This is a genomic window from Rhizobium sp. P40RR-XXII, from assembly GCF_012641405.1.
Taxonomy (GTDB): Bacteria; Pseudomonadota; Alphaproteobacteria; order Rhizobiales; family Rhizobiaceae; genus Rhizobium.
On record NZ_JABAII010000013.1, the window covers coordinates 22,164 to 35,320 of the forward strand.

9 protein-coding genes are annotated in these 13,157 nt (G+C 61.4%); 2 read left to right on the forward strand and 7 right to left on the reverse strand.

Annotation, left to right across the window (positions count from 1 at the left end; genetic code table 11):
* Positions 1-312: 312 nt before the first annotated feature.
* The 7 genes from HGP16_RS22525 to HGP16_RS22555 all read right to left on the reverse strand — a co-directional run bounded on the left by HGP16_RS22525 (position 313) and on the right by HGP16_RS22555 (position 9,670).
* A complete protein-coding gene (locus tag HGP16_RS22525; protein ID WP_246703408.1) occupies positions 313-1,611 on the reverse strand; it encodes a CmpA/NrtA family ABC transporter substrate-binding protein in 1,299 nt (432 codons plus the stop codon).
* 55 nt (positions 1,612-1,666) lie between these two features.
* On the reverse strand, positions 1,667-2,254 hold the full coding sequence (locus HGP16_RS22530; protein ID WP_168842222.1) for an ANTAR domain-containing response regulator: 588 nt from the start codon (positions 2,252-2,254) through the stop codon (positions 1,667-1,669).
* Between the two features lie 117 nt (positions 2,255-2,371).
* A complete protein-coding gene (locus HGP16_RS22535; RefSeq protein WP_246703386.1) occupies positions 2,372-3,424 on the reverse strand; it encodes a siderophore-interacting protein in 1,053 nt (350 codons plus the stop codon).
* Positions 3,421-5,397 carry a Fe(3+)-hydroxamate ABC transporter permease FhuB gene (gene fhuB, locus HGP16_RS22540; protein ID WP_168842356.1) on the reverse strand — a complete coding sequence of 659 codons (1,977 nt, stop codon included), beginning with the start codon at positions 5,395-5,397 and terminating at the stop codon, positions 3,421-3,423. The genes HGP16_RS22535 and fhuB overlap by 4 nt, the downstream gene beginning before the upstream one ends.
* Before the next feature lie 37 nt (positions 5,398-5,434).
* On the reverse strand, positions 5,435-6,328 hold the full coding sequence (locus HGP16_RS22545) for an ABC transporter substrate-binding protein (RefSeq protein ID WP_168842223.1): 894 nt from the start codon (positions 6,326-6,328) through the stop codon (positions 5,435-5,437).
* 101 nt (positions 6,329-6,429) lie between these two features.
* Positions 6,430-8,616 carry a TonB-dependent siderophore receptor gene (locus tag HGP16_RS22550; RefSeq protein ID WP_168842224.1) on the reverse strand — a complete coding sequence of 729 codons (2,187 nt, stop codon included), beginning with the start codon at positions 8,614-8,616 and terminating at the stop codon, positions 6,430-6,432.
* 169 nt (positions 8,617-8,785) lie between these two features.
* Positions 8,786-9,670 carry a helix-turn-helix domain-containing protein gene (locus HGP16_RS22555; RefSeq protein ID WP_168842225.1) on the reverse strand — a complete coding sequence of 295 codons (885 nt, stop codon included), beginning with the start codon at positions 9,668-9,670 and terminating at the stop codon, positions 8,786-8,788.
* A 286-nt stretch (positions 9,671-9,956) separates the two neighbouring features.
* On the opposite strand from HGP16_RS22555, the gene htpG reads away from it, so the two are divergent.
* Positions 9,957-11,843, forward strand: a complete 1,887-nt coding sequence (gene htpG / locus HGP16_RS22560; protein ID WP_168842226.1) for a molecular chaperone HtpG — start codon at positions 9,957-9,959, stop codon at positions 11,841-11,843.
* A 277-nt stretch (positions 11,844-12,120) separates the two neighbouring features.
* Positions 12,121-12,894: a siderophore-interacting protein gene (locus HGP16_RS22565; protein ID WP_168842357.1), complete on the forward strand. Its 774-nt coding sequence runs from the start codon at positions 12,121-12,123 to the stop codon at positions 12,892-12,894.
* Positions 12,895-13,157: the final 263 nt, after the last annotated feature.

Below are 13,157 nucleotides of genomic sequence, written 5' to 3' on the forward strand. Positions count from 1 at the left end.
CCGCTCGGTTGATGCAGCCCGGGAAGAAAGTGAATCCTCGGGGCAAGAACCTTGCGACGTCGATGTCTTTGCGAGCGCGTTTTCCGCGCATTGCGTGCTTCAATCGCCGTTGATCGAAGCGTATTTAATCAAGCAATCCGCGTGCCAGTTTTTGATATGGTTCCTAATGCAATGAAATTACTGATTTATTTCAGGGGCGTCAGGCTTGGCCGTTTTATGTGCGAATGCTGCAGATGCTAAAGTTTTGGGCGGATGTCGACTGTCCGGCCTGGGATTCTGCGTTTATTCTGTGCAGTGCAGCGTAGCCAAAGGCTAAATGTCCTCGGCTGAGAATTGCACTGCATTCACCGTCTTCACCGCGAAGCCGTCGATGTAGCTCGTCATGTCTGTGGGATCGAAAACGTGACCATCCATGAAGCGATCGCTCTCCGTATTGCCCTCTATCCGGATATCGGCATCGTCGGGCGAGGCCTCGTTTCCAAGCGCCAGCCGATACAGGTCCGATCGATAGGCGGAAGCCGCCATCGTTATATTCTGCTGGGAAAGCGCGCTTTGCCCCCAGCGGACCATCTGGCTGAAGATCCAAAGTGCCTGGCTCGGGCGCGGGTAGTTGGCAAAGCCGCCATGGAAACTGAAATATCGGTCGATGATGCGGCGATGGCCTCTGGCATCAAGATTGAATTCGCCCGCCAGCACATGGCGGATGATATGGACGGGCGCTGCGATATAGCGCTGATCGGCAAGCGCTTCGGCAAGGGCATCATGATTTTCCGCTTCGTCGCACCAGCGCGCTGCCGCGTCGAGCGCCACGATGAGGCGCGAAACGGTTTCTGGATGGCTTTCGGCCCATTCCGGGCGCATGCCGATCACCTTTTCGGGGGCGGAGGGCCAGATGTCCTGCTTGGCGGCGACGATGCGGCCGACGCCGCGTTCGGAGGCGACCATGTTCCAGGGCGCGCCGACGCAGAAGCCATCGATGGCGCCGGCCGCGAGCGCATCTGATGTCAGTGGCGGCGGTACGACGACAAGCTTCACGTCCCGGTCGGGATCGATGCCGCCGGCGGCCAGCCAATAGCGGAATTCGTAATTATGCGACGAGAACGGATAGGTCATGCCAAGCGTTGGCGGCTGCTCGCCGCGCGCCTTCATGGTTTCGACCACTTTCGCAAGCGCCTGTGTATTTTCCAATGCGCTTGCCTGATCGGAAAGACCTGTTTCTTCGCACATGCGGTCGAACAGCCGTGTCGATAGCGTAATGGCGTTGCCGCCGCACCCGAGCGAGAATGGCGTAATCGTCGGAGAAGGGTTCGAGCCGAGCCCCAGCATCGCCGCGACCGGCATCGGTGAAAGCATGTGGGCGATGTCGAACTGGCGAAAGGCAAGCCGGTCGCGGATATTGGCCCAGGAGACGTCCCTGATGAGGTCGAGCGCGATCCCCTCCTTGCGTGCGAAGCCGAATTCCGCGGCTGCGATCAGAACCGAAGCATCCACCAGCGGAATGAAGCCCGCGCGCAATATGCGCGGGCCTTCGCTTGCAATCCGCGCCGGTGCGGGGGGATTGCTGCTGCCTGCCTTGCGGGCATTGGCGAAAGGGGCTGCCTGCATTCTCATATTCACTCCGATGTCTCCCCTGCGTGGGCGACGGACGAGATTGGCCTGAGCGCGCTCACATTAGCAATCCCGCTGCCGTCACGACACTTTGCGCGATCTCGGACATCTTCTTCTTCTCGTTCATGGCCGTCTGCCGCAACAGCGCGAAAGCTTCCTCTTCCGAGAGTCCGCGCATCTTCATCAGGATTCCCTTGGCGCGCTCGACGATCTTGCGCTCTTCCAGCGCCGACTTGGCTTCCGCCAGTTCGCGCTGCAACCGGCTGAAGGCGTTGAAGCGGCTGACCGCCATATCGAGGATCGGCTTGACCCGCTCCTTCTTCAGGCCGTCGACGATATAGGCCGAAACGCCGGCCTCGACCGCCGCCTCGATCGAGGCCGTATCGGAGCGGTCGACGAACATGGCGATCGGTCGGCTCACGGTCCGTGTCAGCTGAAACAGATGTTCCATCATGTCGCGGTTCGGATTTTCGAGGTCGATGATGATGACATCAGGCCGAAGTGTCTCGATCGTGCGCGCCACGCCCTGCACTTCATGGATAACCGTCACGCGCGCGTGTCCGGCCTCCCGCAAACCTTCTTCGATGATCGAGGCGCGGATGGTGTTTTCATCAATCACAAGAATGGTCAGATCGAGACGGCTCATCGCATCTTTATGACGCAATGCAGCAAAACGAACAAGTCTTGTTCGCCGAAATATTGGGCGATTTAGAATATCGCCGAAATATTAGGCTATTTCGATCCTGCTTTGGCTATTTCCTCATCAACGCTGCCAATAGGCGGCGATGCTAAAGGTGCAGGGGTCCCTGGCGATCCCGTTTTTGACGAAAGCACGGATGGCGCGGGCCTGCTTCTGTTCGCAGGCGACCCAGACGTAGGTCTCCGGATCGGCCGAGGGCACGATGTCGCGCAGGATGCGTTCGAGGGTATCGGTCATCCCGGCTGCCGCACCATTGCGATGCAGCCAGGTGACATCCATCGACGCGCTTGAGGTCAGCGGCTGCTCCTCCTGCTTGTCCGCGATCTCGAGAAAGATGCGCAGCTCCGCATCAACAGGCACGGAGGCCGCGATGCGGGCGATGGCGGGCAGGGCAGTTTCATCTCCGGCGAGAATGAGCTTGCGCGCTGTCGGCACGCCGCCGCCGCCCGGACCGATGAGGCCGGCGCGATCGCCGGGGCGGGCAATCATCGCCCATGTCGCGCCTGGGACGTTGTCGCCTTCATGCACGACGAAATCGATGTTCATCTCGCCGCGGTCAAGATCGATGCCGCGGATCGTATAGGCGCGGATGGTCAGCGCGTCGTCGCCCTTCGGCCAATGAATACGGCCATCCGGCTCCGTATGCGGCCAGACCGGCGTGCGACCTTTTGGCGGAAGGAGGAGGCGGACATGCATGCCGCCCTCGACGAAATGCCTGGCGTCGTCAGTTGCCACCACGACGCGGCGCATATGCGGGGTGATGTCGTAGGCGTCCACGACGCTGATCTCTCGGAAGTTCGGTATGGCCGATGGTTGCGGCCCGTCGGCCCAATAGAGGGCAAGCGTGTTGCTGGTGGAGAGTTCGAACAGGTTTTCGGCAACCATGCTGCGGATCGTGAAGAGCATGGCCGCTGTCGGGCAACGCAGCTTGATATCGAGGCGATCGTTGCTGACAGCGATGTCGGCGCTGCCGATGACGGTCTCGATGCAGGCTCCGGCTTCGCTCCGCGTGATGGTTACATGCTCGGCAAAGCGCGCGCAGAACTGATCCAGCAACTGACCGGCATCCTTATGGGTGGCAACGCCGGAAGCGGTGAAACCTCTTGCATGCATCATTGCTTAGTCTCCCTTTGGGTCAGGAACCAGATGAGATAGGGGCCGCCGATCAGCGCCGCGAACAGGCCGACGGGAACCTCGTAGGGAAAGATCACTATTCGCGACAGCCAATCGGCCAGCGTCAGCAGCATGGCGCCAAGCAACAGGCTGGCCATCAATTGCTTGAGGGTCGCGTGGAAGCCGACGAGCCGGGCAAGATGCGGCGCGATCAGCCCGGTGAGGCTAAGCGGGCCGACGAGGAAAGATGAGATCGCGGTCAGCAGCGCTGCCACGATAGCCAAAACCAGCCGGCTTGCCCTAGTCGAGAGGCCCACGGAACGGGAGACGCCGCCGCCAAGCGGCAGGATATCGAACCACCGTCGCAGGACAGGCAGCACTGGTATGAGGAGTGCGGCCGAAATGATGCCGGTCCAGGCTTCGAAGGAGCCGGCGCGGTTGGTGGAGCCCGACAGCCAGGTCAACAAGAGATAGCCGCGCAGGTCGCCACGGGAGAGAACGACCGTGACGATTGCCATCGACAGCGCACCGATCGCGACACCGGAGAGCAGCAGACGCTCCGGGCCGAAGTTACCGCGAGCGCTGACCGCCATGATGGCGAGGAACGCGATCAGCGCGCCGAGCGTCATCGCCGTGATCGTGATGGCGGGCGAGGGGAAGGCAAACAGGAAGAGGGCTACAGTCAGTCCGGCGCCACCACCGGCGCTGACGCCCAGGACCTCGGGGCTCGCAAGCGGATTGGCGGTCAGGCGCTGCATGACGAAGCCGGCTGCGGCCAGCATGGCGCCTGCGGTCGCGGCAACGACAGTGCGTGGCAGGCGGAAGCGCAGAAGCTCTGAGAACCGGCCGCCGACAGCCACCTGCCAGCCGTCGATGCCGCGCCCGACCGACAGGGCAAAGACCAGCAGAAGAATGAAGCCGATGGCGAGCAAAGCAAGCCCCCGCCAGGGTGCGGCGAGGTTCAGCCGCGCTCGCGGGGCGCCATCGGCGCGCGGTGGATTGCGCGAATGCAGGCGCGGCAGCAGCAGAAGCAAGAGCGGCCCGCCGAGAAGTGCGGTCGCCGCCCCTGTCGGGGCGAGATCCGTAAACTCCGGCGAAAGCAGTTGCACGACGCAATCCGTGAGGAACAGCAGCCCGGCACCGGCAACCGGTGCGGCAATCAGCAATTGCCCGGTGCTGCGTGCGCCACAGGATCTTGCCAGATGAGGCGCAGCAAGGCCGAGAAAGCCGATGATGCCGACCTGCGCCGTTACCGAAGCCGCGAGCCAGACGGCGAGAGCCAGAACGGCGAAGCGCATGCCGTGCAGGGCCAGGCCGAGGCTCTTCGCGCTGCTGTCGTCCAGGCTCATCACCGTCAGCGGGCGAACGAGTACGAGCGCCGCCGCAAAGCCGACGGCAAGGCGAGGGGCAAGCGTGACGACGCCATCCCAGCTTTGCTGATTGAGCGCGCCCGCGCCCCAGATAAAGACCGACATGGCGTATTCGCCGCGCGCGAGAATGATGGTGACGCTGAGTGCGCTCGCGACCAATGTCACCATCATGCCGCATAGCGCCACCGTCACCGGATTGAGGCCACGGCGCCAGCTCAAGGCCAGAACGAGCAGGACAGCCGCAAGTCCGCCGGCAAAGGCGGAAATCTCGCGCGGCAAGCCGATGAGAAGCGGAAAGAGGCCGACGGCGATCGTCATCGACAGCTGCGCGCCGGCGGCGATCCCAAGCGTCGAGGCATCGGCGATCGGATTGCGCAAGACCCTTTGCAACAGGGCGCCGGAAAGGCCGAGTGTCGCGCCGGCGATGATCGAGATGGCCGATCGCGGCAGCAGGCTATCGATTAATAGGATGCCGTTGAGGGCCGCTGCACCCTCCACGTCCGCGGCAAGCTGTGGACGCAGGAAGAGGAGCGCCGCAAAGGCAAGGATACAGACGACGGCAAGCAGGGCACCATTGCGTGCCAGCGGCCTGTCTCTCGCAATCATGTCTCTCGCAATCATGTCTCTGGCAACCACACGGCGATCAACCATTCCATGCACGGGTGAGCCTTCCCGCAAGGAGATCGGCAAAGCGCTCTGCTGCCGGCAGCGCGCCATAGGGGTTGATCGAGCCGAGCAGGAGGACGCGGCCCTGCCGCACCGATGGCAGTGCTTTCCAGAAAGCGCTTTGCTGGAGTTCGACAAGGGCTTCGGCCGGATGTGGCGGGATGAGGATGATCCATGCGTCCGGCATGGCGGCCAGCCGCTCGATGCCGACGGGCGCGGTTGCCGAATAGGTCGTGAGATCCGGCCAGGCATTGGCAAGGCCGGTGCGGGCCAGGACCTCCCCGAACATGCTGTCGGAGCCGAAAACGCGGAAGTGTCTGGCGCCGCCCAGATTGATCGGCAGGATCGGGCGATGATCGCCCGCGCCGAAGCTGATGCGATAGGCTTCCAGCTTTTCCCGCGTGGCCTCGACGAGCGCGCGGCCGGTGGGAAGCCCGAGCCGCTCTGCGATCTCAAGCGTCATCTCTTCGGAACGCCGATAGGGGCTGGCTCCCGGCTGATAGAGGGCATGGCTCTCGACCGGCGCGATCAGGCGCAGGCGATCGTCGGCCCAGGCGTAGAAATTGGAGTTGAAGATCAGCTCCGGCTTGGCGGCATAAAGGACCTCGAAATTCGGCGTGCCGCGCAGCCCGAGATCGGCGACAGCCGCGGGAATGGCCGGCGTGACGGCAACGTCTTGGAATTGCAGCAGTTCGGTACCGGCGACCACATTTGCGCCGAGCGCCAGCAGGGTTTCCAGAATGGCCCAATCGAGCGTTGCCACACGCGGGCTCGTTGCCGCACGCACCGGCGTCAAACCGGCAAGGGCAACGGCTCCCGTCATGGCCAGCAGCTGCCGACGCGACAGCCTGTGAGCGCTTCTTACCGTCATGCTGGCGTCGCCTCTGGATTCAAATCGGTCCGGGGATTGCCTTGCGGCAATCCCCGGCTCTCTGCCATGATCGAGAAACAAAGTATACTTTTATTCTCAACTTACCACTTCTTGCTGAGCTTGAAGGTGACGGTTCTTGCTTCGCCGTAGCCGCAGACGTTCTCGCCTGCGCAACCCGAGACATATTCCTTGTCGAACAGGTTCGAGACGTTGAGCGCTGCAGCCCAGCCCTTCTTCTGATAGCGGATGCCCGCATCGAAGAGAGTTGCCGAAGGCACGCGCAGGGTATTGGCCTGGTTCGCCCAGGACTTGCCCTGGTAGCGTACGCCGGCGCCGATGCTGAGGCCGTCAAGCGCGTCGCTCGTAAACGCATAGTCGAGCCACAAGGACGCGGTGGAGTTCGGTACCAGATAGGGCGAATTGCCGACGATGGAGGAGTCGAGGTCCTTGGTGACTTCGAGGTCTGTGTAGGAATAGGAGCCGAGCACCTTCCAGTTTTCGTCCAGATTGACCTTGCCTTCGAATTCGGCGCCGCGCGAACGGACCTCGCCGACCTGCCTCTGCAGGAAGGTGACCGGATCGGTCAGAGCCATGTTCTTGCGGTCGATCTGAAAGATGGACGCCGTGAACAGGCCGTCGATGAAGTCCGGCTCGTACTTGACGCCGGCCTCATATTGCTCGCCTTTTTCCGGAAGCAGCCCGCCGCCGGTGACGCTGGTGCCGACGAGCGGCCGGAAGAAGGTGCCGGCGCTGACATAGGGCGTGATGCCGTTGGCGAACTCGTAGGCGAGGCCCGCGCGGCCGCTCGGCGCACTTTCGTTCGAGCTGTAGGTGGTGCCGACCTTTGCATCGGAATTTGTGTCGACGAAGTCGTAACGGCCATTGAGCGTAACCAGCCAGCCGCCGCCGAAGCGGATCTGGTCCTGCGCATAGACGCCGAGCTGCTGCTGCGTCAGCACCTGGTTGAGATAGACGAAGTTCGTGCCCTGCGCGGTGCCGTAGACCGGATTGGTGGCGCTGATCGGGTTGGAGCCGCAGCAGGCCTGGATCTGGTCGAGTCTATAGATCGAGTAGTCGGTGCCGATGAGGAAATCGTGGCTGATCGGGCCGGTGTCGAACTTGTTCTCCGCACGGCTGTCGACCGAGAAGGTATCGACCTTCGAACGTTCGAAGAAGCCGATGCGGTTCAGCATATAGTCCGGATCATTATAGGACGGATCGAGCGGATTGCCGTCGACATAGCCGTTCAGATACGGGCCTTCCTCGCGCTTGTAGAGATGGCCGTAACGCGCGTTCTGCGACACGGTCCAGCCGCCGTCGAAGTCATGCGAGAATTCGTAGCCGAGCATCTGCTGGGCGTATTTCAGATTGTCGACGCTGCGCTCGCCATAGAAGGCGTCGCGCTTGATCTTGCCGAAAGGCGCATCGACGACCGTGCCGACATAGGGAAAGAATCCGTTGCCGCTATGGATTTCGTCGAGACCGCTCAGCATGCCGAAAACGGTGAGCTTGGTGGAATCGTCCGGCGAGATGATGACCTGCGGCATGATGAAGCCGCGCAGGTCATGGGTGCCGTCGCTATAGGTGTCGCCGCCGGCGATCTTGCCGGTCAGGCGGTAGCGATAGACGCCGTCGGCCGAAAGCTTGTCGGAAAAGTCGAAGCCGGCGAAGGCATTGCCGAGATTGTTGATGCCGATTTCGGTGTAGTAATAGGGATCGCCGGTTGGCTCCTTGCGGACCATGTTGACGAGACCGCCGGGATTGGAGCCGCCGTAGAGCACGGAGGAAGGGCCTTTCAGCACTTCGACGCGCTCGAGCATGAACGGATCGATCTGGAAGCCGCCGAAGCCGTAGCTGTAGAGCGTCAGGCCATTCATGAAGACGCCGCTTTGCGTCGCGTCGAAGCCGCGAATATAGAACCAGTCGGTATCGCCGTCATTGCCGAAGGGTTGGATGGTGACGCCGGGCGTATACCGCAGCGCCTCGTCCACCTTGTTGGTGATGCCGCGATCCTGCATTTCCTGTCGGCCGATGACGGAGACCGATTGCGGCACCTCGGTGATCGACGTATCGGATTTCGAACCGGATGTGGCCTTCTTGGCGACATAGCCCTTGATCGGCGCCGTGTCGCTGGCTTCGCTCTTCTGTTGCGCGCCTTGAATGACCAGCGGCTGCAATTCCGTTGGCGCTTCCTGTGCCGCGACCTGCGAGCCCGACAGCAATGTGGCAATGGCCATGCCCGCCGCCATGAGCCGCGCTCGCGATATGTGTTTCTTCAATCCCCGCATTTCCGTCGTTTGTCCCGAATTCTTGCGCCCGTTCGGCCCTGGCGGCCAATCCCTCGATAAGATGAGCAGTTAACTCATATTTACAAACGCGGCTTGTCTGTCATGGGGGAAATTGAATGTTTTTGGGCAATTCTCCGCGAAAGATACAATTGCTCGTGGGCTGTGGTTTTCAGGCAAGCTTGCTGCGTTTCCAGCTCGCCGGCGCGGCGCCGACATTCTTACGGAACACGCGCGTAAAATGCGCCTGATCGGCAAAGCCGGTTTCGACGGCAACGGTTGTCAGCGGCATCTCGCTGTTCAGGAGCAGATGCTTGGCCCTTTCGAGCCTGGCTTGCGTCTGCCACTGATGCGGCGGCAGACCCGTTGACGCCTTGAAGGCATGGCTGAAATGCGATTGCGAGAGGCCGGTCAATTCAGCCAGCTCTTCCAGCCGGATGGCCCGCGTGCAGTGCTCTTCGATATAGTCGACCGCACGGCGCAGCTGCCAGGCGGCAAGACCGCTGCGCTTGCGCGGCTGGGTGCCGCGCAAGCGCAGCACATTGATCAACAGCGAAAGTGTCAGGCCGTCGCCATAGAGATCGTGCAGCGGCTCGGGATTTTCGCATTCGGCCGCGATCATCTCGGCGAGCGCTATCATGCGCGGGTCGTTGAAATGCAGCTGCGGACGGTCGAGCCGCGCCGGGTCGATGTTTTCCATCAGGCGCTGGCTGATGATCTCAGCATCGAAATGGATATCAAGATGGCGCACGAACTCGACGCCCGCCATATCGACCCAGAGCTCCATATCGGCGGGGATATAGGAGATGTGTCCGCTATCGTAATTCTGCAGCCGGCCATGCGCGCGCGGCGACGGGCGGACATTGGTCGTGCCCGAGCCGCGCTGCTCCAGCAGGATGAACAGCCGCGGGTCCCTTGCGACATAATATCCACCAGCCTGTGCCGCGCAATTGACGTTCCAGATGTCGGCAACCATGCCGTTCCATTGACGGCGATGCATGCCGCCGACCACGGAAAAGCCTCCGATCTTGTTTTGCATTCTTGGCTGAAACGTCATTCGCAGCTTCCGGCGTCGCTTCCGTGCAATAATCCTTCAAATTAAACTCAAGTTATTATAGCAGCGTAGCGGCAATGGCAATCATGCGCCTGAGATGTGAGGCGACGTCTGTCGGTCCTTTCGGTGAGAGCCTGGAACAATGCATCGGATTGGCGATTGTACATGCTGAAAAACAAGTCCCTCGCTCCGTTTCGGAGCCCGCATTGACAGCGCCCGCTTGAAATTTGCGTTATCTTCCGCCACCTGTGCGGCGCGACTTTTGTTATTCCCAGGAGACTAGACGCTTATGACGACCACCGCAGAAAATACCGCCGAGAGCCACGTTTTCGAGGCCGACGTTGCCCGCCTTCTGCACATGATGGTTCACTCGGTTTATTCGGACAAGGATGTCTTCCTGCGCGAGCTGATCTCGAATGCGGCCGATGCCTGCGAGAAGCTGCGCTACGAGGCGATTGCCCATCCCGGCCTGCTGGCAAACGATCCCGACAGCCGTATCCTTCTGACGCTCGATGCCGATGGCGGCAAGCTCGTCGTGGAAGATAACGGCATCGGTATGAGCCGCGACGAAATGATCGAAGCGCTTGGCACGATCGCCCGCTCCGGTACGCGCGCCTTCATGGAGCGCATCGAGGCCAACAAGCAGGGTGAGGGCGCGCAGCTCATCGGCCAGTTCGGCGTCGGCTTCTATTCCTGCTTCATGGTTGCGGATCGCGTCGATGTCGTCTCGCGCCGCGCCGGTGCGGAAGATGCCTGGCTCTGGTCTTCCGACGGCAAGGGCGGCTACAGCGTTGCTCCCACCGATGTGAACGAGGCACCCTCGCGCGGCACCCGCATCACGCTGCATCTGATGGAGGATGCCAAGAGCTACGCGTCGCGCTGGAGCGTCGAGCGCATCGTCAAGGAGCAGTCCGGCCATGTGCCGGTGCCGATCAAGATCGCCGAGAAACCGGGCGAAGAAGCGACGCAATTGACCGATGGCACCGCGCTCTGGACCAAGTCGAAGAACGACATCACGGCCGAGGAATATACCGATTTCTATCGCGGCGTCTCCGGCCAGTATGACGAACCGGCGCTGACGGTGCATTTCCGCGCCGAGGGCCGTCATGAATATTCGGCGCTCGCCTTCGTGCCCGGCTCGCAGCCGTTCGATCTCTTCGATCCGGATCGCAAGGGCCGCATGAAGCTCTATGTCAAGCGCGTCTTCATCACCGACGAGGCGGAGTTGCTGCCGCGCTATCTCCGCTTCGTGCGCGGTCTGGTCGACACGTCGGACCTGCCGCTCAACGTCTCGCGCGAGATGATCCAGGAAAGCCCGATCCTGACGGCGATCCGCAAGGGGGTCACCAACCGCATAATCACGGCGATCGAAAAGCAGGCGGAGAGCGATCACGACGCCTTCCTGAAGATCTGGGAAAATTTCGGCAGCCTGATCAAGGAAGGCCTCTACGAGGACTTCGAGCGCCGCTCGCAGCTTCTGGCGCTCTCGCGCTTCCGCACGACGACGTCGGGAGACGGCTATCGTTCGCTTGCCGATTACGCCAGGGATGCCAAGGAAGGCCAGCAGTCGATCTACTATCTCGTCGGCGGCAGCCTGGAGCAGCTGAAGGCCTCGCCGCAGCTCGAAGGTTTCCGTGCCCGTGGCATCGAGGTTCTGTTGCTGACGGATTCCGTCGACAGCTTCTGGGTCACCAATGCTCCGGAATTTGAGGGCAAGAGCTTCAAGTCGATCACGCAAGGGGCTGCGGATCTCGCCCAGTTCAAGAAGCAGGATGAGGACAAGCCGGAAAGCGAAAGCGCGCCCGCCGAAGTGCAGGCCTTCCTCGATTATGCCAAGCAGAAGCTCGCTGACGAAGTATCCGACGTGCGCGCATCCGATCGCCTGATCGAAAGCGCCGTCTGCCTCGTTGCGTCCGAACAGGGCTATGACCGGCAGCTCGAGAAGATCCTGCAGGGTGCCGGCCGTCTGCAGTCCGGGGCAAAACCGATCCTGGAAATCAACATGGATCACCCGGTTGTCAAGGCCATCGCCGCCAAGGCCGATTCACCGTCCCTGCGCGATGATGCGGCCTTCCTTCTGCTCGACCAGGCCCGTGTGCTCGATGGCGACAAACCGGCCGATCCGCGCGCTTTTGCCGAACGTCTGGCACGGCTGATGGAAAAGGCGCTGCAGTAATCGATCAAATCGGCACGGCTCTGAAAGGTCGTGCCGATCGGTTTGCAGAGGATTGCGATCGTCTTGCGATCCGATGCGTCAAAAAGCTTGTCTTGAATTATCATCTTTTCGTTGCAGGGCGCGAGCTCTTCTTCTATAAAAACGTCAGATTGGCCGGGCCTTGCTCGGCCACGTAAGCGTTAACGTCACTCAACGCGTATGATCGAACGGCTCTGCGGCTTCGGTCTGCGCGACTGTGTCCTGCGGATCGATATCGAGCGCCTCGAAAGGACACATGATGGACAATCCTCAAAACTCCAATCCGAATGTCTCGGCCCTCAGGATCGAGCGCGTGCGCCATGAGCTGAAGCGACGCTCCCTGACGGTAACTGCCGTCGACAGGATCACGCCTGGTATGCTGCGCATGCAACTGTCAGGCGATGACCTGGCTGATTTCGTCAGCCTGGCGCCCGACGATCACATCAAGATTTTCATAGCTGGCACGGGTGAGGAGATGGAGCGGCGTGACTATACGCCTCGCCGTTACGATACCGATGCGCGCACGCTCATCATCGATTTCGCCATTCACGAGGCGGGACCGGTGACCAAATGGGCGCTCGACGCGCGGCCGGGCGACAGGCTCGAGATCGGCGGCCCTCGCGGGTCGGCCGTCGTCGCGCGCGATATCGCCGACTGGTTGCTTCTCGGCGATGAAACGGCATTGCCGGCCATGGGCCGCCGGATCGAGGAGGCCGCGGTGGGTGCGCGCATAACGGCCATCGCAGCGGTTGTCGGCGCTGCCGAACACCAGGCTTTTCAAAGCGAGGCGCAGCTTGATATGCGCTGGGCGTATCGGCCTCTTTCGGAGGCAACCGATCCGTCCGCGCTGATGGAAATCCTTCAGTCTGTCGACCTGCAGCCCGGCACTTTCGTCTGGATAGCGGCCGAGGCTTCCGTCACGCGCGCCCTGCGTTCCCACCTCGTCGAGGAGCGTGGCTATCCGCTGAGCTGGATCAAGGCATCCGGTTATTGGGTGAAGGGCGAGGCGGATACGACGGAGAAATTCGACTAAACTTTCGATTGAACTTGGGATGCGGGCGGCAGGACGCCGCCTGCTCGTCCCAATGTTGATGGGTCAGGCATCTTGCCGGAACCGGCTGCTGCCCCATTTCATGGCGCAATTGTCCCGTAAAGGGATAAGGCGTTCCATGATAAGCTTGGGTTCACCGAAACTGCATTCTAGATAGATTTCGACTTCCTAAATTGCATGGGATCGCCGAAGGTTAGGCGCGAAGCGGGAACGGTGGCGGAAATCATCATGATCGCTTTGCAGGT

Coding starts and splice junctions, on each gene's coding strand:
- HGP16_RS22525 (WP_246703408.1), bottom strand. CDS start 1,611: ATGAGAATGCAGGCAGCCCCTTTCGCCAATGCCCGCAAGGCAGGCAGC.
- HGP16_RS22530 (WP_168842222.1), bottom strand. CDS start 2,254: ATGAGCCGTCTCGATCTGACCATTCTTGTGATTGATGAAAACACCATC.
- HGP16_RS22535 (WP_246703386.1), bottom strand. CDS start 3,424: ATGATGCATGCAAGAGGTTTCACCGCTTCCGGCGTTGCCACCCATAAG.
- fhuB (WP_168842356.1), bottom strand. CDS start 5,397: ATGATTGCGAGAGACAGGCCGCTGGCACGCAATGGTGCCCTGCTTGCC.
- HGP16_RS22545 (WP_168842223.1), bottom strand. CDS start 6,328: ATGACGGTAAGAAGCGCTCACAGGCTGTCGCGTCGGCAGCTGCTGGCC.
- HGP16_RS22550 (WP_168842224.1), bottom strand. CDS start 8,616: ATGCGGGGATTGAAGAAACACATATCGCGAGCGCGGCTCATGGCGGCG.
- HGP16_RS22555 (WP_168842225.1), bottom strand. CDS start 9,670: ATGACGTTTCAGCCAAGAATGCAAAACAAGATCGGAGGCTTTTCCGTG.
- htpG (WP_168842226.1), top strand. CDS start 9,957: ATGACGACCACCGCAGAAAATACCGCCGAGAGCCACGTTTTCGAGGCC.
- HGP16_RS22565 (WP_168842357.1), top strand. CDS start 12,121: ATGGACAATCCTCAAAACTCCAATCCGAATGTCTCGGCCCTCAGGATC.